The following is a 23,836-nucleotide window of genomic DNA, read 5'->3' as shown; positions in this document are numbered from 1 at the left end:
ATGTTAGAATCAAAATAAATTAAAATGTTTGGAGAGATCAATATGCTTCACGAAACTTGGAATGACAACAATTTAAGGACCGTCAGGGTAAAGCATACAGATGCGAAGAAATACAAAGTCTCTGATATGCTCACTTCCGGAGAAACCTATACGGTCGTCAATGAAACCGAAGAATATATATTCGTCAAAGACAACTCAGGCAAGGTCGGCGGCTACTACAAAACTTACTTTGAAGAAGTTGAATAGATATGGCCATAAAATTTCTTCATAACGATGAAAATATAAAAAGCGATGCCCAAGTCATCCTTTCCCTCGGAAAGAACCTCCTTCTGAAAGGGCCGACGGGCTCCGGTAAAACAAGGTTGGCTGAAGACTTGACAGGAGAGCTCGGCAAGGACATGTACAGCATAAACTGTTCAGTGGATGTCGATATCGAATCCCTGCTCGGCTTCAAAACGATCGAATACAACGAAGGTAGGCAGGAGATCACCTTCATAGATGGGCCGGTCATCCGAGCCATGAAGGAAGGGGCGATGCTCTATATTGACGAAATCAATATGGCTAAACCTGAAGTCCTTCCGATTTTGAATGCGGCCCTCGACTATCGCAGGACCATCACAAACCCCCTGACCGGTGATACAATCGTTGCTGATGAGGGGTTCAACGTCATTGCAGCCATCAACGTCGGTTATGTCGGCACCATGCCCATGAATGAAGCACTGCTGAACCGTTTCAACGTCATAGAAATTGGCTACGTCTCGAAAGAATCGCTGAGGGAGGTGCTGAATTCACAGAGCATCCAGAAAGATGCGTCCCTCATCGAATCCATCACAGATTTCCATGAAGATCTCGTTACGATGACGGAGCAGGGCCAGATATCGCAGGAAGCTTCCAGTGTGAGAAGTCTGATCGACCTCGCCGACCTCAGTACAAAGATGCCGATCGGGCGTGCATGCTACCGGGCGATCATCGACAAGCTCGACAGTGAACAGGAGAAGAAAGCAATTCTGAATGCAGCAGAACTTCAGTTTGGAATGTGATGAACATGAGCTATTCATTTATAAAATTCAATGATGAAATTGTGGATTCCAAAATAATGATGGAAATCACTGACCTGTTGCGCCTTCTGCTGAAAAGGAAGGAAGTGACGGTCACTGTACGAAAGTACAGCTACTACAACCCTGCTTCCAATGAGTTCAACCTGAGCTTCTTTTGGAAGCACAGGACGGACATCAGTGAAAGGGAAGGGTTCAGGTACGATATACTTACCAGATATCCTTCCCCTTATATTTTCAACTACCCGGAATATGACAGGATGAAGGACAGGGAGGTATTCGCACAGCAGGTCTTCCTGTCCCTGGAATATTACCGTAACAGAAGGACAGCCATTGAATGGCGGCCGATGATCAGAAAAATCATTCAACTTGGGGACCGCATAAAAACGGATGAATACCAAAAGAATGCTTCCAATGATGCTGAAGCATTCCTGAGATCTTTCAATATTGCGATTTTGGAGGACAGGGAAAACATGGAGGCATTCGGAGAATCCTTTCCACTGATCAGTGAAAGCACCGGAGAAAGCATCACAGTGACAGAAGAGATAATAGAAAAATTATCTCCACAAATTTCGCTGAACACTTCCTACAGAATCCATGATATGCCCTTCAATGAAATCAATGAATTCAATAAGACGACGCCATTCAGGAAGGATGCCGAACGTCTCGATGAAAAGGCGGAGGAGGAAGAAGAGGAGACGAGCCGGGTGGACACCAAGACGGACCGTGATGCTGATGAAGCCAATATGCTCGGTGAGACCGGGGACAATACTTCACGTAAAAGTGCGCATGGAAGGCAGAATCCACATGAGGATGATGTATCCGACTACCATGAAGGCTTCGGTAAAAATACCGGGGACAACTTGATGGAGGATTCTGGCGCCATCAATCAGCACGCAGTGCTCAACATCGTAAAGCCCAAAATCAAACTCTCCCAGTATAAGGATTATCAGCGGATATTCGAGTCCTATAATGCTGTAGCCAAAAAGGTCATCGGTGACATTACCCAGATACTCAACTACAAGATGAACGCTTTCGAGACGAGGCGCACTACAGGAAAACTCATGAAGAATCCAATAGGACCGATAATCGATGACAGCCCGAAGCTTTTTGTAAAGAAGAATACCGAATCCAAGGAGCTGGATGCTGCGTTTACAGTCATCATCGACCAGTCGTTCTCGATGACTGAAACCCTTGAAGGCTGCCGGAATGGTGTCATCATACTGAATAATATCCTCAAGTCACTGGATATACCACACCGTATCGTTTCCCATCATGAGGACACATTTGAAGTGATGAAGAATCATTATCCGAATAACATCTATGAGCACATGGACTTCGGGAAATCCAAATACTACTACCCGGTATCACTGATGGACATTGAAGCTTCGGGCGATAACCGTGATGGACTTGTGATAAGACATGAGACCGAAAAGCTGCGGATGCGCAGTGAGAAGGACAGATTCATCATCATGTTCTCCGATGGCCTGCCAAGTGCCGAACAATATAACCAGAGCGGTATCATAGATACGCATGAGGCAGTGCAGGAAGCAAGAAAATCCGGCATCCAGGTCATCAATATCTTCATCGATGAATCGAATGAGGAAAACACACTGGCCGCCATCAGGAATATCTATGACACCAATACCATCATCGTCAATGATGCAGAAGAAATTGCTGCTGCATTGCCCAACCTGCTCAAGAGGATATTGACCAAAATATTAGTGTAGCTTTTCACACTTTGCAATATCTGACAATTAAGAATTTTATGGACTTAAAGGGGTTTGTATTGTAAACTAAGGTTTATCATTTCAATAACTTTTAAGTATTAGGAGGTCAACCCATGAATTTCAAACACAGCATCATCATCGGGTTCATGCTTTTTGCCATGTTCTTTGGGGCAGGAAACCTGATTTTCCCACCTGGTCTCGGGTTCCAGAGTGGAGACTATTTCTGGATGGCCATCATCGGATTCGTCATCACTGGTGTCGGTCTCCCTCTCGTCGGGGTAATCGCCGGTTCCATTTCAAAAGGTGGATACAGGGAATCATTGAAAGTCGTCCATCCGGCTTTTGCAGTCATCTTCATGGTGGTCATCTACCTTGCCATCGGGCCGTTCTTCGCTATTCCAAGAACAGCTACGACAGCCTATGAGATGTCACTTATGCCATTTATGGATGGAACAGGTTGGGTAAGCCTGCTCATCTTCTCAATCGTCTTCTTTACTATCGTCTTCCTTTTAAGCTACAACCCGAGCCGTATGGTAGACAACATCGGCCGCTTCCTTACACCAGTGCTTCTGGTCACTATTGTAGCGCTTATCATCAAAGCCATTATGATGTACATAAGCAACGATTCAGGTGCCTCGGCGGAAGGCTTCGATACAACTGCGCCATTTTCTGTCGGCTTTACAGAAGGATACCTTACAATGGATGCCATCGCAGCCATTGCATTCTCAGTCATCGTTCTGAACTCCATCCGTGATCTTGGTGTCACCAGCAGAAAAGAGCTGCTTATCGAAACGGTTAAGGCAAGTTCCATCGCCGCACTGCTTCTCGGCATCATCTATGTCTCACTTGGATGGATCGGCAACCGTGTAGATCTTGGTGGTGAGCAGGTCGATGATCAGAATCTGGGAACATTCCTGCTGACATTCGTCGCAAACGACTCCTTTGGCCAATTTGGCGCGATACTCCTTGGTGTCATCGTTGCGGTTGCATGTATAACGACGGCTACTGGCCTGATTGTTGCCGTAAGTGAATACTTCAACAGCATCCTGCCAAAGATATCATACGAAAAGTTCGTCGTCGTATTCACACTGATTTCCCTCGTATTGGCGAACCAGGGGCTTAACCAAGTCATTCAGACCAGTGTTCCAGTCCTCTATATCATCTATCCGATCGCAATGGCTTCTGTCGCGCTGCTGTTCCTGACATACTTTGTCCCTTCACCGAGACTCAGTTTCCAGCTTCCGGTTGCACTTGTAATCATCACAAGCATCCTTTCTGTCATACACAGGAATGGATGGATGGATCTTGGATGGATAGAGAACATGCCTCTATTTGCGAATTCATTTGAATGGATTCCAGTAATGATCATCGGATATATTGTTGGATATCTGATCGGCATGAAGCATGAAAAAGTGAAATACTCATAATAAAAAGCGCATCCGTCGGATGCGCTTTTTATTATTGGATCAGTAACGATGCTCTTCTTTGAGCTCAAGAAGCCTTGTCTTCAGTTCCTCTTCCATGGTTTCGAGCTCCCGCTCTGCTGCCTGGCGTTTCTGTGACCCTTCCTGCTGGATCCTCAACGTCTCTTCGATGGTGGTCACCAGGTTCTCCTGGGTCGTCTTCAACGTTTCGATATCCACGATGCCACGCTCATTCTCCTGGGTTGTCCGTATGGAGTTCTGCTTCAGCATTTCAGAGTTCTTTGTAAGCAGATCATTGGTCGTATTGGTGACTGCCTGCTGTGCCTGTGATGCGGACTCCTGGCGGAGCAGTGTGAGGGCTATGGCCATCTGGTTCTTCCAAAGCGGTATGCTTGTCAGAATGGAGCTTTGGATCTTCTCTGCCAGCGTCTGGTTGATGTTTTGTATCATTCTGATCTGTGGGGCGGACTGCAGGGTGATCTGTCTTGAGAGCTTCAAGTCATGTATCCGTTTTTCAAGCCTGTTGACGTACTGCATCATATCATTGACTTCCTGTACATGCATCTGGTTGCTTGATTCCTCAGCCTTCTTTCTGAGTTCAGGCAGTGTTTGGTTTTCAAGCTCTTCCTTCTTCATTTCAGCCGCAGCAATGTAGATGTTGATCGCATCAAAGTAATCCTTGTTCTGATCATACAGTTTGTCCAGGAGATGCACATCCTTGACCAGAACCTCCTTGGCATGTTCAAGCTGTATGCCGATGCGGTCGACCTGGGAGGCCACGCTCTGGTGTTTCGAAATCAGTTCATTCACTGATTTTTTCACCCTCCGGAATATGCGGTTGAAGATGTTCTTCTTCTCTTTCGTCAGTTCATCCGGATCGATTTCCTTCAGTTTCTTCATCAGACTCTCCAGCGTCTCTCCGATGGGGCCGACGTCCTTCGACTGGACTTCTGTGAGCATCTGGTGTGAGAACTTGGACAATGCCTGCTGGGCGTTTGAACCATATTGTATGAGTGCATCATTATCCAATGGTTCTATCTTATTCTTAATTTCTTCAATCCTCTTCAGATCTTCTTCTGTAAACCTTTCCTGATATGTCGCGAGAGTGCTCTGCTCATTCTTTTCCTCGATGCCCACTTCAGGCTGGGGCATGAGGTCAGTGTCTTCATCTACAGAAGAGAATGGATCGGATAACAGTTTCTCTTTTAGTTTATTTTCCTCTTTCATCATCTTCACCTCTGTTTTGATATACTGGCTCTTTTTCTTTCTTATTCAGGTCCACCTTCTCCTTATCAAGTTTGTTGTCGAGTTTGAGTGTGGACATCGTGCGCTTCTTATTCAGTTTTATGAAATCCTTCTCAACTTCAAGAGCCTGATAGCTGTCCCGGTTCATCGCAGAAAGGTTCGACTGGATGGTCCTTTTGAGTTCCAGCAGCGAAATGCGAGTTTCATGCAGCTTCACCTTCTCCTCCCTGGTCTTGCCGGGCATCTTATACAGAAAAAGATACTGTTCGATGGTATTCACGGCAGAATCAAGGTTCGAATGGAAGAACTGCTGTACATTGAAAAAGAGCTTGGGATCATTTTCGACTGTCTGGTAGATTGTGCGGACGAGCCGATTGATGTCATATATGAGTTTGACATCTTTCAAGGTCCTTACATTCTTATAGCTCTGCCTCAGCCTTTTGATCTTTTCCCTCGCTTCTGCAAGCTGCCTTTTGACATAGCGGTATTCACTTTTGGATATTCCCATCTTCTGCAGCTGGGAATTCAGGCTGATCGATTGGGTAGGGAAGTAGGCTGCAAAAAAGCCGCCTGCTGCAACCATCATGTCCAAAGCCAGATGAATATCGAAGGCGATCATCGAAAACGTACCGGCCACGACTGCAACCGGTATGGAGATCAATGAGGCGAACCAGTGTGATATATTATTCTTCATTTTTGGATTACACCTTCAGTCAATACTATTTGGTTACAAATCTGTCATAGCCGTCTTCCAGGGGGATTGTCTTGACCGAATAGTCATCAACATTCGAAGCAGGGGAGGCGCCTTCTGCGACTTGCCGTACGAACTCATCCAGATCCGCTTCCGACCCTGTGGCAAGTATTTCCACATAGTCCCGGACATTTGCTGCATATCCGGTGATGTTCAGCCGATCTGCAATGACTTTTGTCGAATATCTGAAACCGACCCCCTGGACACGTCCGGATACGATTATCATTCTTGATTCCATTTGCAACACCTCTTATACTATATTATAGGATTTTTCGCTTGATAATGCGAATTATACGCGTATATAATACATATATTATCAAACGCGAATGGAGTTTTTAAAATGTTTAAGATTGTCATACTCAGGGCGGATTATGAAGGCTGGTGGCTTTTTGAGGGATGGCAGGAGGACATCATTAGGCAGTTCAGCTATGAGTCCGAAACTGCGATGAAAGACGCATACAGGGACCTCATACAGAAAATGAAAGAACAGTTCCATTCATTCAAAGAAGGAAAATACAGCCTTCTTGCCTTCTTCAATAGCTGTGAGATGGAGAATTGTGAAGACTGCGGGGAAGATCTCCAGATTTTCTATACACCGATGATGCTTAAAGACGGGGAATTAATTGCATAATATTATTAGAATATTCATAAAAAATTATAAAATAGATAAAGAATGATTTGCAAATCCGGCTCATATGCCTTATAATTGAGATATCAATAAGTATTCTCCATATAAGAAATTGTATGTACCATACATTTCTATGCTATATGGGTTATGCTATTGAATATCGTCACTGGAGGATTTAATTAATGAAACAAGGTACAGTAAAATGGTTCAATGCAGAAAAAGGTTTTGGCTTCATCGAAATCGAGGGTGAAAACGACGTATTCGTACACTTCTCCGCTATCAACCAAGAAGGATACAAATCCCTTGAAGAAGGTCAGTCTGTAGAATTCGAAGTTGTTGAAGGCGACCGCGGCCCACAAGCTGCAAACGTTGTTAAACTCTAATATAAATCTATTTAAAAAAATTGATTTGTATCATCCAAACCTGGGCTTGTCCCAGGTTTTTTTATATTAAAAAAGAGCCCACGGGCTCTTTTTATTTTATAACACATCGTTTTGAACAAGCTGTTTCAGACTCTGTCTCCTGATGACTTCCCTTACATTGTCCTCAGTGACGAATACGACAGCCGGTTTCCTCATCTGATTGTAATTTGAAGCCATGGAGTAGTGGTAGGCCCCTGTGGTAGCGACCGCAACCAGATCACCTCGGCTGATGTCCTCCGGAAGAGGAAGGTTTTTGCCGATGATATCTCCAGATTCACACAGCTTGCCAACGACATGTGAATCGATGCTTTCCCCGTCACCGGCCTCTACAGTCAACACCTCATATTCGGCATCATACAGTGGCGTCCGTATGTGATCACTCATTCCGCCATCAATCGATACATACCTTGAGACGCCTGGAATATCCTTTACGACCCCAACTTCATAAATGGTCGTACCGGCTTCTGCCGCAATTGAACGTCCAGGCTCTATCATGATGTAGGGGAGGGCGATGTCATATTCGGCAGCAAGGGTCTTCAGCTTACTGATGATCCTTGAGAAGCCTTCCTCGATAGGAAACCTTACATCCGCTTCAGTGTAGCGGACACCATAGCCGCCGCCCATATTCAATATCTCAACATCGATGGAGGCGTTGGACAGCCATTCGAAAACGACATCGAGTGCTTTCAGGAAAGGACCTTCTTCCGAGATCTGCGAGCCCAGATGATAATGGACGCCCTTGAAATTCAACTTGTCGCTTTTATGTATCATGTCGATTGCCGCTTCAGCAGTACCATTGTGGATCGACAGTCCGAACTTGCTGTCTTCCTGGCCGGTCTGGATATAGGAATGTGTGTTTACATCGATGCCCGGATTGATTCTGAGCAGCACGTCCACAGGGTGATCAGCCAACCTGTCGATCAGCGCGACTTCATCCACCGCATCCACCACGAACAGGCCGATACCCATTTCAAGTGCATATTCGATTTCTTCAGCCGTCTTGTTGTTTCCATGGAAGTGTATGTCTGCAGCCGGGAATCCTGCCTCGAGTGCCGTATAGAGCTCACCCGCAGAAACGACGTCTAGCTTCATATTCTCCTCTTCAAGAAGTTTGACCATCTGTATGGAAGTGAAGGCTTTTGAAGCATACGAAATGGAATAATCCAGCGCTTCCCCTTCAAAAACACTGTGGAACCTTCTGCATTGGCTGCGAAGTGCATCTTCGTCATAGACGAATAGGGGAGTCCCATACTGTGCTGCCAAACCTTTCAGGGAATGGCCGTTCAAGTGCAGTTCATCATTGATATACGCTAGTGTCATTTAAAATCACCTTTTTTAGAGAGTTGTAGTTCAGCGCACCCAGTTGCTCGGAATTTGCCCCTGCACCCAGTGCCGTGTAGTCGTCGATCCGCAGATCATTGCTGTACATGATGACTTCGTCATCAAGTGTCACATCTTCATCCACTTCCACAATCATATGGCTCATCATCAAAGCCTTGATCGCATAGCGTTTCCCATTGATCATGCAGTCGAAGTCGGCGCGCTTTCTCAGGATGCCGTCCCCATAGCCGATATCGACCACTGCGATCTTTGCATCGTTTTCAGGCTGGTAGCTCCCGCCGTAACCGCACTTCTGGTTGGCTGAAAGTCTTCTCAGCTGGACGATCGGCGCCTTCAGAGTCAGACTCTGCATGTAATTTTCGGCAGGCAGTGATGCATAGGGTCGTGAGCCGTACAGGGCGATGCCGAGCCTCAGATGGGTGTGGCCATTGAACAGGCCGTCACGCGCAAAGCTTGCACTGTTCTGGGAATGGATATAATCGAACTCATGTCCTGTCGCCAGGACATCTGAAAGGAGCGTCATCCATAATTCCCTTTCCACTTCGTATTCTTCCATATCCAGTTCATCGGCATAGCCGAAGTGGGTCCAGATGCCTGCAATATCCACCCTTGCATGCCGGGGGAGGGCATGGGCATCATTGATGACTTCAACCATCTCTTCAGATGTGCTGAAGCCGGAACGGTTGAAGAGCCCTGCATATTCCAGATGTACACTGATGCCGGAGAGCGCCTCCCTATACTCATGATAATATTCGAGGGAGGGCAGGGTGATATGGAAGCCATTCTCCCTGACGGTATCAAGTTCATAGGTCGGATTCATCAGGAAAACCATCGCCTCGCTTGAAATCCTCCTGATCTCAAGCGCTTCATCCATTGAAGTGGTAGCGAACGAATGGATGCCAGCCTCAAGAAATGCCCTTACTGAAAATTCCAGACCATAATTGTATGCGTTGTTTTTGACAACAGCTATGACATCTTTGCCTACTGTTGCCGCTTCGGCTGTCTGTATGAACTGTTTTCTGTCTATTGTGAGTATGCCACCCATTCCATCCACTTCCTTCTTATAATTCTTCCATCAGTGCTTCATAATAATCTGCGACTTTCACCAATACCGCTTCATCGAAATCGAATGTCGATGTATGCAGGCTGCTTGTAAATCCCTTCTCCTCATTACGGCTTCCGAAAAATATGAAATAGGAGGGCGCAATCCGGTTGTAGAAACTGAAGTCCTCCCCGAACAGGTAGGGTTTTTCACTGTCGATGATGTTAATATCGATGGCAGTCAGGGCCGCTTCTACAGACGGCCTCAGCGCATCCACATTCATCACCGGCGGATAACCCTCATTGAAGGTGACCTCCACCTTGGAGCTGAACAGTTCAGTGGCCGTGCGGGCTAATGTTTCCATCCGTTCCTTTATCGCCTCAAGATCCGTCATCTCATAAGTCCGTATCGTACCTTCGAGGTAGCCTCTGCTTGCAACAGTGTTGATGGCTTCACCTGCATTCAAGTTTCCGATATGGATGATGTTTCGGTTCAGCCCATTCAGGTGGAAGTGCTGGAGCTGTGTCAGCTGCGTCGTGAGGTGAAGCAGTGTCTCTATCGCTGATACACCGTCATGCTTCGCCGCCACATGGGCCGACCGTCCATCCACGTAGAAACGGAACTCAGTTGCACTTGCAGTGATTTCGCCATCCCGGAGCACCACTTTGCCCTCATCCTCATTCGGCATCATATGGACACCGAACACCGCTTCGATTTCTTCCTCAGGCTGCCATGCATCAATCAGCTGATTGGCGCCTGCCGCTGTCTCCTCGGAAGGCTGGAAAATGAATATGACATTATGCTTCAGTTCTCCTGCATCATGCAAAGCTTTACAGCGTTTGGCAAAAAGCATCAGGGCCGCCGTATGGCCGTCATGCCCACACGCATGCATGGCATGATCTTCTGTGCTGCGGTAGGATACATCATTCTCCTCCTGTATCGGCAGGGCATCTATATCCGCTCTGAAGGCGATCGTCCGATTGGAGTTTCCTGAGAGATGAGCAACGGCCCCTGTTTCAAGAGGCCGTTCAAAAGGTATTTCCATCTGCTGCAGGAATTCAATGATGTATTCGGTCGTCCTATACTCCTGCATGCTCGTTTCAGGATGCTGATGCAGCATCCGTCTGTGTTCAGTCACAAATTCAAGATCAGTCATTAAGCTTCCTCAGAGCTGAAACGATTTCCCTCTTGGAGCTGTCAACATCCTGGGACTGCTTGATGACTTTTGCAGGTGTGCCTGCTACAACCGCTCCTGCTGGAACATCATCCGTAACAATTGCGCCTGCCGCTACAATCGCACCTTTTCCAACTCTTACACCTTCAAGGATGACGGCATTTGCACCGATCAGAACATCATCTTCAATGACTACCGGGGAAGCACTTGGCGGCTCTATGACGCCGGCGAGTACCGATCCTGCACCCACATGGACATTCTTCCCTGTAACAGCACGTCCGCCGAGGGAGGCATTCATATCAACCATAGTGCCTTCACCGACGATTGCACCGATATTGATCGTTGCACCCATCATGACGACTGCACCATCTTCAATCACTGCATTCTCACGGATGAACGCGCCCGGCTCTATGCGTGCATTTGTTTCTGACAGGTCTTTCAGCGGAATCGCAGAGTTCCTTCTGTCCATTTCAACTTCAATGTCTGTGATGATGTCCTTGTTGTACTCTTCAAATGCTTTCCAGTCCGCCAGATCTGCAAAGATCGTCTTTGATGTTTCGCTGCCGAACACCTTGAGTGTATCCGGGAATTCCACGCCTTCAAAGTTTCCGTTGACGTAGACTTTCACTGGCGTCACCTTGTGTGCATTACTGATGTACTGGATGATTTCTTCTGCTGTAAAGTTTTCCATTTTCCTATCTCTCCTCGAATAAATTATTGTAGTCGTAAAAGCCGTTCGGACGATTGACCAGGACATTTGCGGCCTTGAGTGCGCCATTCGCAAATATTTCCTTGGATTGCGCCTGATGGGTGATTTCGATGACTTCATCATCTTTGGCAAATATAACATCATGCGTACCTACAATGGAACCGCCACGGATCGCACTGACGCCGATTTCTTCCTTCTTCCGCTTCTCGTGGACATTGGATCTGTCATAGACCGGATAACTTTCATCGCGGTGCTCCAGAGCCGTATCCAGCAGCTTGACGAGGGTGCCGCTTGGTGCATCGACCTTTTTGTTGTGGTGGCGTTCCACCATCTCCAGGTCGAATTCATCCAGCATCGTCAACGCCTTCTTGAGCAGCGTATTCATCACATGGACACCGTAGCTCATATTGGCACTGAAGAATACCGGCAGGGAAGTGCTTTTTTCCTTCAGTATGGAGACGATTTCCTCCTTCTGCCCCGTCGTGGCGATTACGAGGGGCGTCTTCACCTCATCCTCAAGCAGTGGGAGCAGAAGCTCTGGATGCGAGAAGTCGATAGCGACATCGGCCTCTGCCGCGTCAATCGTCCCGAACGCAGGGTAGGGGGCATCCTTGCCGCTGCCTGCGATGATTCCGACTATCTCATGACCCTCTTCCTCGGCAAGTCTTGCTGTGATTTTGTTCATTGTGCCGTAGCCTATGAGAAGGATCTTCATACGAAGGAACCCTCCTTGAATTTTCTCATTGTCTGAATCACTTCATTCAATGCCTCCTCTTCGAGGGGAACAAGCGGCAACCTGAGTTCATAATTGCCGAAACCAAGTTCACTCGTCATCGCTTTGACAGGAATCGGATTGACATCCACCTGTACGGCTTCGATCATCGGCATCAGGGCGTCGAACTTCTCTTGTGAATCCCCGCTGCCATTCTTTATGCTTTCATAGACTTCCTGAAGCTCGCCCGGAATGATGTTGCCGACGACCGAAATCAGTCCTTTTCCACCCAGCTGGCAGAAATCGTGCATATTGTCGTCATTACCGCTGTAAAGGATGAAATTCTGGTCTGACGTCAGTTCGAGCACTTCTTTGGTGTATTCGAGGTTGCCCACAGCATCTTTCAATGCCACGATGTGCGGATGCCTGCTCAGTTCTGCAACCGTATCCGGCTCGATGGTCATGCCCGTCCTGCCAGGGACGTTGTAGAGGACGACCGGAAGCTCCGTGCTGTCTGCAATTTTGGTGAAATGCTGATAGAGGCCGCTCTGATTGCTTTTGTTGTAGTAGGGCGTAATGAGCATCAAGGCATCTGCGCCGATCTCTGCTGCATATTTGGACAGTTCTATGCTGGCACGGGTCGAGTTTGTACCGGTGCCTGCGATGACAGGAACCCTGCCTGCGACCGTATCCACACCCACCTTGAGCAGTTCGCGCGCTTCCTCTGAAGACAGTGTAGGGGACTCGCCGGTTGTACCATTTACGATGATCGCCTGGACATTGTTGTCGATCAGATACTCGATATGCTTCCTGAACGCCGCATAATCCACTTCGTCATTCGTCAGAGGGGTCGTGATTGCTACGCCAATACCTTCAAAAATAATATCGCTATCCATTTTGAACACTCTCCGTTTCCATCATCATTTTTAGGATCTGTACCGTATTCTGCGCTGCGCCTTTGAGAAGGTTGTCTGCTGTACACCATATATGGAATGTGTTTTCGAGTGACTCGTCCTTGCGGATGCGCCCGACGAAGACTTCGCTTTTTCCAGTGCTGTCAAGGGGAGTCGGATACTCATTGTTCTCCGGGTTGTCCACCAGTTTGATATGGGGAATGCCCTTGAATGCTTCACGCACTTCTTCGACCGTCGCTTCCTTGTCCAGAGTGACGTTGATCTGCACGGCATGGCTGTTTGTAACAGGTACGCGGACGCAAGTTGCTGTAACGGCGAGGTCTGGCTGGCTCAGGATCTTCTGTGTTTCGTCGATCATCTTCCTTTCCTCTTTCGTATAGCCATCTTCCTGGAAGACGTCTATATGCGGAAGGACATTATCATGGATTGGGTGCGGGTAGGTCGTCGGCGCTTCTCCCTTCGCCCCTTCTTCAAGGTCGCGCAGGCCGCCGACACCCGAGCCGGATACTGCCTGGTATGTCGTGTAATGCACCCTCTTGAGGCCAAATTTCTCCTTCAGCGGCTGAAGGGCGACAACAGACTGGATTGTGGAGCAGTTCGGGTTGGCGATGATCCTGCGGTCAAGGACGGGCCTGTTGATTTCCGGTACGATCAGGTCGATGTCCTCATGCATCCGCCATTGGCTTGAGTTGTCTATCACAATCGCGCCGCCTTCTTCAAATAGTGGGGCGAAGTGCTTGCTTGTACCGCCGCCGGCACTCATGATGACATAATCGAAGCCTTCCTTTGCCGCTTCCTCAGTCAATTCCCGGACTGTATACATCTGTCCCTGCACCTCGACCTCCTTGCCTGCAGATCGTGGGGAAGAGAAGAGGACAAGCTCATCTGCTGCTATCTCGTACTGTTCGAACATTTCTATCATTTTACTTCCGACGACACCCGTCGCTCCAACTATTGCTACCTTGACCATAATGATTCCTCCTGATTTTATAGATTGAATTTTTTCGCCAATACTTCGACTGCCTGCCTGTCCTTTTCACCATCCACGACATAGGAAATGCTGATTTCCGAAGTCGTCGTCTGATAGAAGGGGATGCCGGCCTGCTGCAATGCCATGAACGCCCGTGAGGCGACACCGGTCATATCACGCATCCCGGAACCGATGATTGAAACTTTTGAGTGGTTTGTCCTGACATCCATCACCATCTCCGGGTGGAGGCGTTCGACCGCTTCGAATATCTCATCCAGGCGATAGGATTCATTTCCCTTGACGGTGAAGGACAACTGGAACCCTTCACTGTTCACCACCTGGGAGATCATATCGATGTTGATGTCATGGGCCTCGAACTTTTCGAAAAGATCGAAGATGAGGGTCGACTCCCTTTCCGGTTCGTACAGGGTGACATGAATGATGTCACTGTCGAGCGCCACACCGGTTACTGCCTTCCTTTCGAGAACTTGTGTATCTTCCATGATCCATGTTCCTTTCTCATCTGATAGTGTGCGGCCCAAGTAGAGGGGGATCGAATGGTTCTTTGCGATCTCTATGCACCGTGTTTCAAGAACGCCTGCCCCGAGGGCACTCATTTCCATCATTTCATCGTAGGTGATTTCATAGATCCTTCCTGCCTCTTCATATACACGCGGGTCGGTCGCATAGACACCATCCACATCCGTATATATTTCACACGGCATGTTGCACCGGGCTGCTATGGCCACCGCTGTCGTGTCGGAACCTCCGCGGCCGAGTGTGGTGATCTCCATTTCATCGTTGATGCCCTGGAATCCGGCGATTACGACGACATCGTGGTTATCCAATGCGGCTTCCAGATGCTTCTGGTCAATATCCGCGATCCTGCTTTTCATGTGGCCGCCAAATGTCTTTATGCCTGCCTGATAGCCTGTCATCGCCTTTGTCCGGATGCCCAGGTCATCGAGGATGATCGAGAGGTAGGAGATCGTCTGCTGTTCTCCTGTCGTCAGAAGCAGTGCCACATGATCCTCCTTGGGAGTGGAGGAGAGGCTGTTTGCGTTCAACAGCAGCTCATCTGTAGTACCACCCATTGCACTGACTACGACGATCAGCTTCTCGCCCCTGGACACCCTTGATTTCAATTCATTCGCAATTTCCTTTATCTTGTCGAAATCACCGACAGATGTTCCTCCAAATTTCAAAACGCTCGTTTCCATATGTCCTCCTGTAGGGAAGCACTCACTCAAACTAAAAAAACAAGCCCGGCGGAATGCCGGACTTGTTCTGATCTATACACAAGTGATGCACTCCATTATTGTAAAAATAATGACAGACCTGGAGCTCTTAACCCTCAAATCCAATGGCTTGCCGCTGCAACGGCAGGCCATTTCGGCATCGCACCCTTTCACACACTTAAAGTTCGCAGACTATATATTAAGTGGCTACTGATGATTGATGCGCCTCATCCAACTGATATTTAATTTTATAAATGCCATTATACATACATAACCAATGCATGTAAACTACTTTCCTCAAAATATATGGAATTGTCCATAAATTATGATTTTATGAGACCCTGGTCTTTCAGGTATTCCTCATAGGTGGACTCTTTGACGATTGCACCGGAGTCCTTCAGTTCAATGACCTTGTTCGTGATCGTGTTGATGAATTCAAAGTCATGGGAAGTGAAGATGATGGAGCCCTTGAAGTCTTTCAGTCCGTCATTCACTGCAGTGATGCTTTCGAGGTCCAGGTGGTTGGTCGGTTCGTCGAGCAGGATGACGTTCGCCTTTGAGAGCATCATCTTCGACAGCATTGCACGGACTTTTTCCCCACCGGATAATACGCTTGCCTTCTTCTTGGCTTCTTCGCCGCTGAAGAGCATCCTTCCGAGGAAGCCTCTCAGGAAGGTTTCCGTCTGTTCTTCGGGTGGCGCATACTGGCGCAGCCAGTCGACAAGGTTCGTATCAACGCCTTCGAAATATTCCGAGTTGTCCTTCGGCATATAGCTCTGGCTTGTCGTCACGCCCCATTTGACTTCACCTTCATCCGGAGTGACTTCACCGGCCAGGATACGGAGGAGGGTGGTGCGTGCAATTTCAGAGGAGCCGATCAGGACGGCCTTGTCATATGGATCGAGTGTGAAGCTGACGTTATCCAGCACTTTGTTTCCGTCGACACTGTGCGTGAGCCCTTTTACATAGAGCAGGTCGTTGCCGATTTCACGTTCAGGCGTGAACTTCACAAACGGGTACCTTCTGGAAGATGGCTTGATGTCATCGAGTTCAATCTTCTCAAGCGTCTTCTTACGGCTTGTCGCCTGCTTGGATTTGGAGGCATTCGCACTGAACCGTGCAACGAAGTCCTTCAGTTCCTTGATTTTCTCTTCCTTCTTCTTGTTCTGATCCTGGGCCATCTGCAGCGCCAGTTGGCTGGATTGGTACCAGAAATCATAGTTGCCTACATACAGCTGTATCTTTCCGAAGTCGAGGTCGGCAATATGTGTACACACATTATTAAGGAAATGACGGTCGTGGGAAACCACGATGACAGTATTGTCGAAATTGATGAGGAATTCTTCAAGCCATTGGATCGCCTGTATGTCGAGGCCGTTGGTCGGCTCATCGAGGAGCAGGACATCAGGGTTGCCGAACAGGCTTTGTGCAAGCAGGACTTTGACTTTCTGATTGTTTTCGAGCTCGGACATGTTCTTGTCCACGAGGGTTGAATCTATGCCGAGGCCATGCAGCAGGCTTTCAGCATCGGATTCGGCCGTCCAGCCGCCCATTTCGCCGTATTCGCCTTCGAGTTCTGCAGCACGTATTCCATCCTCATCGGAGAAGTCCGGCTTCATATATATTTCATTCTTTTCATTCATGACTTCCCAAAGTTTTGCGTGGCCCATCATTACAACATCCAGCACACGGTATTCCTCGTATCCGAAATGGTCCTGTTTCAGGACTGCAAGACGCTCATCCTTCCCCATGCTCACATGGCCGGTCTGCGCCTCCATTTCTCCTGAAAGTATCTTGAGGAATGTGGATTTTCCGGCACCATTCGCACCGATCAGCCCGTAGCAGTTGCCCGGAGTGAACTTTATATTTACATCTTCAAACAGTTTGCGGTCGCCAAACCTCAGACTAACATCTATAACCTGTAGCATAGGCATTCTCCTTTAGTATATTCTTAAGCGATGATAACACATTTATGGTACCATTGAAATATAATTCTAGGAGGGCGGATACCAATGGAGCACGAATTGCGCCGATTTTCCACAATAATGGATGAGAGTCGTCGTACCGTATTTTTCACTGGTGCAGGGGTGTCGGTCAAAAGCGGCATCCCCGATTTCAGAAGTATGGGTGGCCTGTTCGATGAGATCAGCAGGGCAGGCCATTCGCCGGAATACCTTTTGAGCAGGGATCACCTGGAGGATGATCCGGAAAGTTTCATCCGTTTCTACAGGAAGCGCCTGATGCTTGCAGACAAGGCGCCGAACATCGTCCATGATTTCATTGCCCATGAAGAAATGGCAGGGCGGTCGCTCGGAGTCATCACCCAGAACATAGACGGGTTGCATCACGATGCAGGCAGCCGGAATGTGGATGAACTCCATGGGTCGCTCAACCGGTTCTACTGCATTTCATGCAGCAGGGAATACCCGAAGCAGGACGTCATGGGCAAAGATATCGCCCATTGTGCATGCGGCAGTGTGATCAGGCCGGACATCGTACTCTATGGGGAAATGCTGGATGAGACCGTCATAAATTCTGCAATAGACAAACTGGCGAAGGCAGATACACTGGTGGTGATGGGCTCATCGCTGCTCGTGAACCCTGCAGCATTCCTCATCAACTATTTCAACGGCAGCCACCTGGTCATCATCAACAGGGATGAAACACCCTTCGATTTGGACGCAGACCTTGTGCTCAATGAGGATATGACCGAAGTGATCGAAAAGATATATAATAATGAAGGAGATAGTTTATGAACCAGATATCAGGTACAGTACAATTTTTGGAAGTGATTAAAAAGGAAGGGTCCACTTATCATCTGAAGACGGAGGATGCACTCTACATCCGGATGAACGCATCGACTTCAGACAGGGAGTATGAAATCGGCGAGGAAATCAGCGCCTTCATCTACCCGAATAGAAGTGGCGAACTGTTTGCTGCGCCCGTCGTCCCTGATGCTTCCGTCGAACAGTATGGTTATGCCACTGTGACGGAAGTGAATAGGGAGGGGGCCTTTGTGGACATCGGCATACCGAGGGAGATACTGGTGCCGTGGATCGACCTTCCCAAAGTGAAGAGCGTGTGGCCGAAGGAGGGCGACAAGCTTTATCTCAAACTGAGGGCGGAAAGCGACAGCCAGCTGTATGGCAGGCTCATCACTGAAAATGAAGCAGCAGAACGCTTTACGCCGGTTGAAGCATCCAAGTTCGAGGAACTGAAGAACAAATGGATGGAAGGGCGTCCGTACCGCCTGCTCCGCATCGGTACATTCCTTCTGACCGAAGAAGGCCATAAGGTGTTTGTCCATGAGAGCGAACGTGAGGATGAGCCGAGGCTTGGCGAGCTTAAGAAGTTCAGGGTGATCGGCATCAATGACAAGGGTGAAATCAATGGTTCCTTCATCCAGCAGGCATACAAGAAGATGGATGCCGACAGCGAGAAGCTTCTGGACTACATCACTAAAAATGGCGGACGCATGCCGTTGAACGACAAAAGTTCACCAGAAGACATCAAAGAGGCATTCAACATGTCGAAGGGCTCATTCAAGCGCGCACTCGGCCGCCTGATGAAGGAGGGGAAAGTAGAACAGACTTCCAGGGAGACGGTGCTCAAAGAAAAACGGTAATCGAAAATTTCGATTACCGTTTTTTCTATTCTCCTATCTCTTCCGTCAGTGCTTCAAGCTGATCCACAAGTTCCCCGATATAATCGATCGTATCACGCAGTGGCTGGTCCGTCGTTACATCGACACCCGCCATCTGGGCCAGTTCGACAGGCGATTTCGTGCCTCCGGACTTGAGCACCTTCAGCCAGTCATCGACGGCAGGCTGCCCTTCGTTCAGCACCCGCTTGCTCATTGCGGTCGCAATGGTCAGGCCGGCGGAATATGTGTACGGGTAGAGTCCCATATAGTAGTGCGGCTGCCTCATCCATGTGAGTTCGGCACCCTCGGTGATCGTCACATCTTCTCCCCAGAATTCTTCGATCACCTGACGCTTGAGGCGGTTCAGTTCCGGTGCAGAGACGCTTTCGTTATTGTCCACCTTCTTGTACACTTCACGCTGATAGGCAGCTTCAAGCAGGTGCGTCACACAGTTGTGGTAGTACGTCCTTGAAATGATGGAACTGATGACCCAGCGCTTGAACTTCGGATCATCCGAATTCTCGAGCAGATGGTTCGCCATGAGCATTTCATTCATTGTGCTCGGTGCTTCTATGAAGTACATGGAGCTCCTTGCATCGAATACATTCTGTTCCCGGTTGGCATTGTAGAAATGGCCTGCGTGACCCAGTTCATGGGCAAGGACGAACACTTCGGTCATCAGGGAAGTCCATGATATCAGGATGAATGGATGGGAACCGTACGGGCTTGCACAGAAGGCACCGGTCGATTTCCCCTTATTCTTCACGAAGTCGATCCAGCGCTCATCGTATGCACGGTTGACCATGCTGAGATAGTCTTCCCCCATGATGCCGAGTGCATCATTAATGTATTTCCTGGATTCTTCCACACTGATTTCAGGTTCGGAGGACGGATCGAGGGAGATCTTGAGGTCTTCATATTTCATCTCATCGAGGCCATGGACACGCTTTAGGAGCTTAGCATAGCGTCTCATATGCGGTGCAAGATCACTCATGATCATGTCGATCTGACGGTTATAGAGCGTCTGATCCACATCCTGGCGATGGAGCAGGTAGTCGATGACCGAATCGAAGCCCCTGAGGTCGGCAGTCGTCTTCTCCTGCTTCAGCTGGAGGTCGTATGTCGCTGCCGTCGTGTGCTGATAGTCTGCGAGCTTATCGCTGAATGCACGGAATGCATTGCGTCTCACTTCAGTATCTTCATGCGATTCAAGTTCACCTTCAAAAGCAAGGTAGGAGAGGGGGATTTCCTGCCCATTGGCTGTAAATGTGCCGAAATCGATGTCCAGCAGCTTCGTTTTCAGGTAGAGGCTGTACGGCCCTTCGAATACGGTGGAGTAGGAGGCAAGTGCCTTTTCGACTTTTGCATCCAGCTGGTATGGCTTTTGCTTCAGCAGTTCATCCACGAAGTTTTCGAATTCCGGTGCCCGGGTCCTGATATCCTCGAGGAATGATTCGTCCTTCTGCAGCAGTTCACTTGTCAGGAAACTCGTTTCACTGCCGAAATATGTACCTATATTGCTCGCAATGCCACTCAGACGCTGTGCCGATGCATCCCCCTGGTCGGAAGACAGCCTGAGGTTCGCATATGCACCGATCGGCACCAACGACTCCATGAGGCCCTTGAAGCCTTCGATTGCTTCAACTGCAACTGAAGCATCGGTAAGGCTATTCGCATACTGCTTGCTGAAGCTTTCTATTTCAGGGCGGATTTTTTCCACTGCCTGTTCGAATGCATCATCAGATTCAAATAGATCGGTCAGATTCCATGTATAATTCACATCAACTTCATTTCTGGATTTCAATTGTTCCATTCTTTGACACTCCTTTAATTTCGGAAACCGAAGTATTAAGACCATTATACATGAAGATTCTAAAAATTTAAATCTTTTATTATACGAAGATGAATAAAGCAAAATGAATAGGTTTTGTTGCTGTGATTTAAGAGAATATAAGTATGGAATAGATGCTTCCGGGAGGTGAATGGAATGATCGATAGTCCAAGCTTCTATATAATCAGCATATTGCTGGTAATCATCATCAGCGTACTCATTGCAATGAGCACCAGTAAATATATACTCATGCCGATTGCCGTTTTCATAATCATGGCACTGACAGCGTTCATCGTGCCAAACTTCATGGAGGATACAAACTGGGAACCGCTGATGGGTTATGCCGTATTCCTTGGGATACTGTCATTGATTGTTAGTGTCCTGACATGGCTGTATGTCAGAGGTCGCAGAAGGAAGAAGGCACTTGCAGATGAACATGCAGGCACACAGGAAGTGGATCAAACTGATTATACACATGACGAAAGGAAAAGATAGAAACGGGACAGCTGTATACGCAGCTGTTTTTTTATGACGAAAAAGCCGACAAACATGTATATACATATAATACAGGTTTAAAGAGATTGTAATGATTGCAGAACATTGGATATGATGAATCCAATAACAAGTTATCTATAGGATTATAGACATATACGTGGAACCATCACTTGACTGCGGGGTCGACGCCGTTAGAAGGCCGGCAGAGGCAAAGTAAAGTAAACGAATAATCATGGGGAATATGGAGAAAAGATAAAAAGGGTGCACCTTTCAGATATATAGATAACTTCCTATAATATATATTATGTAAACTTTATAATATGGAGAAATAAGACCTTGTAGAATTACCAGTATTTGGCCAAAATAATACCTGATCCGGTAATCACCGGATCAGGTATTTAACATCCATTTATCATTTGTCATGTTTTCATTGCTGGTCAATTGTTTTCTTTTGATTCGTTTACAACTTTATATACAGTCGCCCTTGATACGCCAACCATTTCTGCAATCTGTTTCCCCGTGTATTTCTGCGTATCATACAATGACTGTATCATCGCTTTCTTGTCATCCGTTATGCCAGGCCTGCCGCCGTTTCTGCCGCGTGCCCTTGCTGATTCCAGTCCTTTCTTCGTTCGTTCGCTCAGCAAGCTTGCTTCCAGTTCCGCAAATGCCGACATCATTGTAAAGAACATCTTTCCCATCGGATCCTTCGTCGTGACGTTCATATTGATGATTTCGAGGTCGATTCCGCGTTTTTCCAGCGTTGTCGCCAGTTCTATCAGCTGTTTTGTCGTCCGGCCCAGCCGATCCAGTTTAGTGATCACCATCGTGTCGCCCTCCCGCATGTACTCCATACACTGTTCCAGCGCTGTGCGTTCTGCCTTACGTCCGCTCACCTTTTCTGAGAAGATCTTGATGCATCCCGCCTCCTGCAGCATATCCAGCTGGCTTTCCAAGTTCTGTCCCTTTGTACTTACTCTTGCATATCCTATTTTACTCATTTTTCCATACCTTCCTTTAAATGTATTTTAAACGGTATAGTTATAGTATAAGTCTACAGAGAAAAAAAGACAAGTAAAAACACAACATTTATTAATATTTTTGGTGTTTTTGTTTATTTACTGTTAATGTTTATAAAACCCTCGTTAAATAGACTCCCTATTTTCATACCTCTTCTCGTCTTAAATTTATACATTCCCTCTGCTCTACAAGATGCATCAAAAAGAAAAGAAGCTATAGCATTGCTATAACTTCTTTTGCGTCTATACCTTCTTGAGCTTCTCAGCCAGCTTGTATACCGGTCTGTTGAAGATCTTTTCAAATGTGCCCGGCAACTCTTCAATGAAGGGATCATACCCTTTCTTGAATTTGTAGACGCCATAGTCCTTCGAGTCTTCCGTGAAGTCGCCGGTCAATCCGGAAAGGTTGAATCGGCGGAGTCCGAGTGACTTCGCCTTTTTGATCATCTGCCATGTCGTATAGTTGGTGCCCATGAACATGGAGTGCTCCGGATAGCTTCCACTGAAAAGATATACCATCTCGTGGTTGTTGTAGTAGTACATCGCAGCTGACAGTTCGATGATGCTGCCATACTCCGCCTGTACACCTCTGATCTTTTCAATGCGCTTCTCTTTGTTGGCGGTCAAATCCTTCAGCTCATTGAGCCGGCCCTTCATGCGTTTCGTGCCATTGCCGCTGTCGAGCTTATTCTGCATATCCCTGCGGTCGGACTCCAATGCATCAAGCTCTTCTGTGAGCCTGTCCAGGTACTCCTCGAGATCGATGTAGCTCAACGTCAGATAGGTACGATCCTTCAGTGTATGGAGCAGATTTCTGATCTTTTTGCTGCTGACGGGGTCGAAGCCGATGCGCTCCTCCGTATCCTTGTATATATCGATGAATTTGTCGTATTCATTCTCTTCGAGATATCTGAGGCGGACGCCCATCTGTTCGCTCGTCCGTGTATTATAGCGGGTCGTCTTGTCCATACCTTTGAGCAGTTCTTCTTCACTCTTGGTGATATCGAGTACCGCCTGATGCCTCAGCAGTTCGTCCGTCACCAGCTGTCTTGTAAATCCATTATGCCTGTAACCCTGGTTGCGATAGATGTCTACGATTTCATGGTTGTTCCATTCACTCTCTATGACTTCCCCTTCGCTGTTGCGTATCTGGTATATATAATAGGGGGAATGTATCATTTTGAGACCGTTCTGCTTTTTGGCATATTCATCTATTTCCTTCAGGAAAAATTGGAGCCGTTCATTTGAGAAAGGCTTAATCAATGGACCCGCATGCGAAGTGAATATCCTGTAGCGTTTCAGGACAGGCCTTCCACTGAGCATGGATACGCCGATGAGTGCATCATCTTCGTAAAGCCCAAGAAGATGGGTCTCCTGAACGCCTGAAATGTAGTCGTAGTACAGGGGGTCATGCAGATAATGGCTGTAGCTGTCATAATCCGCCATGAACGCTTTGAAAGTCTCCTCTTGGATTGGTGATGTCTGCATAGTCG

The 23,836-nt window shown here is 47.6% G+C and carries 24 protein-coding genes and 1 riboswitch; of the genes, 9 read left to right on the top strand and 15 right to left on the bottom strand.

The genetic code is table 11. The annotated features are described in order from the left end of the window. Positions 1-42 precede the first annotated feature (42 nt). The 4 genes from LLU09_RS01440 to brnQ all read left to right on the top strand — a co-directional run bounded on the left by LLU09_RS01440 (position 43) and on the right by brnQ (position 4,212). On the top strand, positions 43-246 hold the full coding sequence (locus LLU09_RS01440; protein ID WP_228310170.1) for a DUF6501 family protein: 204 nt from the start codon (positions 43-45) through the stop codon (positions 244-246). Between the two features lie 2 nt (positions 247-248). After that, positions 249-1,040 carry an ATP-binding protein gene (locus LLU09_RS01435; RefSeq protein WP_228310169.1) on the top strand — a complete coding sequence of 264 codons (792 nt, stop codon included), beginning with the start codon at positions 249-251 and terminating at the stop codon, positions 1,038-1,040. Between the two features lie 5 nt (positions 1,041-1,045). Beyond that, entirely contained in the window at positions 1,046-2,785 is a 1,740-nt protein-coding gene (locus LLU09_RS01430) for a VWA domain-containing protein (RefSeq protein ID WP_228310168.1), read from the top strand. Between the two features lie 113 nt (positions 2,786-2,898). After that, positions 2,899-4,212 (top strand): branched-chain amino acid transport system II carrier protein, encoded by a 1,314-nt coding sequence (brnQ, locus tag LLU09_RS01425; protein WP_228310167.1) that lies wholly within the window; start codon positions 2,899-2,901, stop codon positions 4,210-4,212. A gap of 39 nt (positions 4,213-4,251) precedes the next feature. Here brnQ and LLU09_RS01420 read toward each other — a convergent pair whose 3' ends face one another. From LLU09_RS01420 to LLU09_RS01410, 3 genes are read right to left on the bottom strand one after another with little or no spacing between them, the layout of a single operon-like run. Beyond that, entirely contained in the window at positions 4,252-5,436 is a 1,185-nt protein-coding gene (locus LLU09_RS01420; RefSeq protein WP_228310166.1) for a toxic anion resistance protein, read from the bottom strand. Continuing rightward, complete coding sequence (locus LLU09_RS01415; protein ID WP_228310165.1) at positions 5,420-6,148, bottom strand: 5-bromo-4-chloroindolyl phosphate hydrolysis family protein; 729 nt, start codon at positions 6,146-6,148, stop codon at positions 5,420-5,422. The genes LLU09_RS01420 and LLU09_RS01415 overlap by 17 nt, the downstream gene beginning before the upstream one ends. Before the next feature lie 25 nt (positions 6,149-6,173). Continuing rightward, positions 6,174-6,443, bottom strand: a complete 270-nt coding sequence (locus tag LLU09_RS01410) for an acylphosphatase (RefSeq protein WP_228310164.1) — start codon at positions 6,441-6,443, stop codon at positions 6,174-6,176. 102 nt (positions 6,444-6,545) lie between these two features. On the opposite strand from LLU09_RS01410, the gene LLU09_RS01405 reads away from it, so the two are divergent. Then, on the top strand, positions 6,546-6,836 hold the full coding sequence (locus tag LLU09_RS01405; protein WP_228310163.1) for a DUF1033 family protein: 291 nt from the start codon (positions 6,546-6,548) through the stop codon (positions 6,834-6,836). A gap of 179 nt (positions 6,837-7,015) precedes the next feature. Continuing rightward, positions 7,016-7,216 (top strand): cold shock protein CspA, encoded by a 201-nt coding sequence (cspA, locus tag LLU09_RS01400; RefSeq protein ID WP_017548994.1) that lies wholly within the window; start codon positions 7,016-7,018, stop codon positions 7,214-7,216. 96 nt (positions 7,217-7,312) lie between these two features. Here cspA and lysA read toward each other — a convergent pair whose 3' ends face one another. The 9 genes from lysA to LLU09_RS01355 all read right to left on the bottom strand — a co-directional run bounded on the left by lysA (position 7,313) and on the right by LLU09_RS01355 (position 17,283). Next, positions 7,313-8,575, bottom strand: a complete 1,263-nt coding sequence (gene lysA / locus LLU09_RS01395; protein ID WP_228310162.1) for a diaminopimelate decarboxylase — start codon at positions 8,573-8,575, stop codon at positions 7,313-7,315. Beyond that, a complete protein-coding gene (locus tag LLU09_RS01390; protein ID WP_228310161.1) occupies positions 8,553-9,641 on the bottom strand; it encodes an alanine racemase in 1,089 nt (362 codons plus the stop codon). The genes lysA and LLU09_RS01390 overlap by 23 nt, the downstream gene beginning before the upstream one ends. 16 nt (positions 9,642-9,657) lie before the next feature. Next, positions 9,658-10,794 carry a M20 metallopeptidase family protein gene (locus tag LLU09_RS01385; RefSeq protein ID WP_228310160.1) on the bottom strand — a complete coding sequence of 379 codons (1,137 nt, stop codon included), beginning with the start codon at positions 10,792-10,794 and terminating at the stop codon, positions 9,658-9,660. Further along, complete coding sequence (dapD, locus tag LLU09_RS01380) at positions 10,787-11,503, bottom strand: 2,3,4,5-tetrahydropyridine-2,6-dicarboxylate N-acetyltransferase (RefSeq protein ID WP_228310159.1); 717 nt, start codon at positions 11,501-11,503, stop codon at positions 10,787-10,789. Before dapD ends, LLU09_RS01385 begins: the two co-directional genes overlap by 8 nt. Before the next feature lie 4 nt (positions 11,504-11,507). Beyond that, positions 11,508-12,236 (bottom strand): 4-hydroxy-tetrahydrodipicolinate reductase, encoded by a 729-nt coding sequence (gene dapB, locus LLU09_RS01375; RefSeq protein WP_228310158.1) that lies wholly within the window; start codon positions 12,234-12,236, stop codon positions 11,508-11,510. Next, on the bottom strand, positions 12,233-13,129 hold the full coding sequence (gene dapA, locus LLU09_RS01370) for a 4-hydroxy-tetrahydrodipicolinate synthase (RefSeq protein WP_228310157.1): 897 nt from the start codon (positions 13,127-13,129) through the stop codon (positions 12,233-12,235). The genes dapB and dapA overlap by 4 nt, the downstream gene beginning before the upstream one ends. Then, positions 13,122-14,117: an aspartate-semialdehyde dehydrogenase gene (locus tag LLU09_RS01365; protein ID WP_040104780.1), complete on the bottom strand. Its 996-nt coding sequence runs from the start codon at positions 14,115-14,117 to the stop codon at positions 13,122-13,124. Before LLU09_RS01365 ends, dapA begins: the two co-directional genes overlap by 8 nt. A gap of 17 nt (positions 14,118-14,134) precedes the next feature. Next, on the bottom strand, positions 14,135-15,337 hold the full coding sequence (locus LLU09_RS01360) for an aspartate kinase (protein WP_040104781.1): 1,203 nt from the start codon (positions 15,335-15,337) through the stop codon (positions 14,135-14,137). A gap of 77 nt (positions 15,338-15,414) precedes the next feature. Further along, positions 15,415-15,594, bottom strand: a riboswitch (Lysine riboswitch). Between the two features lie 84 nt (positions 15,595-15,678). Beyond that, entirely contained in the window at positions 15,679-17,283 is a 1,605-nt protein-coding gene (locus LLU09_RS01355) for an ABC-F family ATP-binding cassette domain-containing protein (protein WP_228310156.1), read from the bottom strand. Positions 17,284-17,367: 84 nt separating this feature from the next. Between LLU09_RS01355 and LLU09_RS01350 the strand changes: the two genes are divergently transcribed. After that, on the top strand, positions 17,368-18,111 hold the full coding sequence (locus LLU09_RS01350) for an NAD-dependent protein deacylase (protein ID WP_228310155.1): 744 nt from the start codon (positions 17,368-17,370) through the stop codon (positions 18,109-18,111). Further along, on the top strand, positions 18,108-18,980 hold the full coding sequence (locus tag LLU09_RS01345; protein WP_228310154.1) for a CvfB family protein: 873 nt from the start codon (positions 18,108-18,110) through the stop codon (positions 18,978-18,980). The genes LLU09_RS01350 and LLU09_RS01345 overlap by 4 nt, the downstream gene beginning before the upstream one ends. Positions 18,981-19,005: 25 nt before the next feature. On the opposite strand, the gene pepF is transcribed toward LLU09_RS01345, so the two are convergent. Continuing rightward, a complete protein-coding gene (gene pepF / locus LLU09_RS01340) occupies positions 19,006-20,811 on the bottom strand; it encodes an oligoendopeptidase F (protein WP_228310153.1) in 1,806 nt (601 codons plus the stop codon). 174 nt (positions 20,812-20,985) lie between these two features. Between pepF and LLU09_RS01335 the strand changes: the two genes are divergently transcribed. Next, on the top strand, positions 20,986-21,324 hold the full coding sequence (locus LLU09_RS01335) for a hypothetical protein (RefSeq protein ID WP_228310152.1): 339 nt from the start codon (positions 20,986-20,988) through the stop codon (positions 21,322-21,324). Positions 21,325-21,761: 437 nt separating this feature from the next. Here the strand turns inward: LLU09_RS01335 and LLU09_RS01330 are convergent, their stop codons facing one another. Both LLU09_RS01330 and LLU09_RS01325 read right to left on the bottom strand, forming a co-directional pair. Continuing rightward, a complete protein-coding gene (locus tag LLU09_RS01330) occupies positions 21,762-22,325 on the bottom strand; it encodes a recombinase family protein (RefSeq protein ID WP_228310151.1) in 564 nt (187 codons plus the stop codon). Between the two features lie 261 nt (positions 22,326-22,586). Then, on the bottom strand, positions 22,587-23,831 hold the full coding sequence (locus tag LLU09_RS01325) for a peptidoglycan bridge formation glycyltransferase FemA/FemB family protein (RefSeq protein ID WP_228310150.1): 1,245 nt from the start codon (positions 23,829-23,831) through the stop codon (positions 22,587-22,589). Positions 23,832-23,836 lie beyond the last annotated feature (5 nt).

The organism is Salinicoccus sp. RF5 (assembly GCF_020786625.1).
Taxonomy (GTDB): Bacteria; Bacillota; Bacilli; order Staphylococcales; family Salinicoccaceae; genus Salinicoccus.
This window is presented reverse-complemented; position numbering and strand designations above follow the sequence as displayed.

Excerpts from the sequence above, each read along its gene's own strand:
- LLU09_RS01440 (WP_228310170.1), top strand. The coding sequence starts at position 43 with ATGCTTCACGAAACTTGGAATGACAACAATTTAAGGACCGTCAGGGTA.
- LLU09_RS01435 (WP_228310169.1), top strand. The coding sequence starts at position 249 with ATGGCCATAAAATTTCTTCATAACGATGAAAATATAAAAAGCGATGCC.
- LLU09_RS01430 (WP_228310168.1), top strand. The coding sequence starts at position 1,046 with ATGAGCTATTCATTTATAAAATTCAATGATGAAATTGTGGATTCCAAA.
- brnQ (WP_228310167.1), top strand. The coding sequence starts at position 2,899 with ATGAATTTCAAACACAGCATCATCATCGGGTTCATGCTTTTTGCCATG.
- LLU09_RS01420 (WP_228310166.1), bottom strand. The coding sequence starts at position 5,436 with ATGAAAGAGGAAAATAAACTAAAAGAGAAACTGTTATCCGATCCATTC.
- LLU09_RS01415 (WP_228310165.1), bottom strand. The coding sequence starts at position 6,148 with ATGAAGAATAATATATCACACTGGTTCGCCTCATTGATCTCCATACCG.
- LLU09_RS01410 (WP_228310164.1), bottom strand. The coding sequence starts at position 6,443 with ATGGAATCAAGAATGATAATCGTATCCGGACGTGTCCAGGGGGTCGGT.
- LLU09_RS01405 (WP_228310163.1), top strand. The coding sequence starts at position 6,546 with ATGTTTAAGATTGTCATACTCAGGGCGGATTATGAAGGCTGGTGGCTT.
- cspA (WP_017548994.1), top strand. The coding sequence starts at position 7,016 with ATGAAACAAGGTACAGTAAAATGGTTCAATGCAGAAAAAGGTTTTGGC.
- lysA (WP_228310162.1), bottom strand. The coding sequence starts at position 8,575 with ATGACACTAGCGTATATCAATGATGAACTGCACTTGAACGGCCATTCC.
- LLU09_RS01390 (WP_228310161.1), bottom strand. The coding sequence starts at position 9,641 with ATGGGTGGCATACTCACAATAGACAGAAAACAGTTCATACAGACAGCC.
- LLU09_RS01385 (WP_228310160.1), bottom strand. The coding sequence starts at position 10,794 with ATGACTGATCTTGAATTTGTGACTGAACACAGACGGATGCTGCATCAG.
- dapD (WP_228310159.1), bottom strand. The coding sequence starts at position 11,503 with ATGGAAAACTTTACAGCAGAAGAAATCATCCAGTACATCAGTAATGCA.
- dapB (WP_228310158.1), bottom strand. The coding sequence starts at position 12,236 with ATGAAGATCCTTCTCATAGGCTACGGCACAATGAACAAAATCACAGCA.
- dapA (WP_228310157.1), bottom strand. The coding sequence starts at position 13,129 with ATGGATAGCGATATTATTTTTGAAGGTATTGGCGTAGCAATCACGACC.
- LLU09_RS01365 (WP_040104780.1), bottom strand. The coding sequence starts at position 14,117 with ATGGTCAAGGTAGCAATAGTTGGAGCGACGGGTGTCGTCGGAAGTAAA.
- LLU09_RS01360 (WP_040104781.1), bottom strand. The coding sequence starts at position 15,337 with ATGGAAACGAGCGTTTTGAAATTTGGAGGAACATCTGTCGGTGATTTC.
- LLU09_RS01355 (WP_228310156.1), bottom strand. The coding sequence starts at position 17,283 with ATGCTACAGGTTATAGATGTTAGTCTGAGGTTTGGCGACCGCAAACTG.
- LLU09_RS01350 (WP_228310155.1), top strand. The coding sequence starts at position 17,368 with ATGGAGCACGAATTGCGCCGATTTTCCACAATAATGGATGAGAGTCGT.
- LLU09_RS01345 (WP_228310154.1), top strand. The coding sequence starts at position 18,108 with ATGAACCAGATATCAGGTACAGTACAATTTTTGGAAGTGATTAAAAAG.
- pepF (WP_228310153.1), bottom strand. The coding sequence starts at position 20,811 with ATGGAACAATTGAAATCCAGAAATGAAGTTGATGTGAATTATACATGG.
- LLU09_RS01335 (WP_228310152.1), top strand. The coding sequence starts at position 20,986 with ATGATCGATAGTCCAAGCTTCTATATAATCAGCATATTGCTGGTAATC.
- LLU09_RS01330 (WP_228310151.1), bottom strand. The coding sequence starts at position 22,325 with ATGAGTAAAATAGGATATGCAAGAGTAAGTACAAAGGGACAGAACTTG.
- LLU09_RS01325 (WP_228310150.1), bottom strand. The coding sequence starts at position 23,831 with ATGCAGACATCACCAATCCAAGAGGAGACTTTCAAAGCGTTCATGGCG.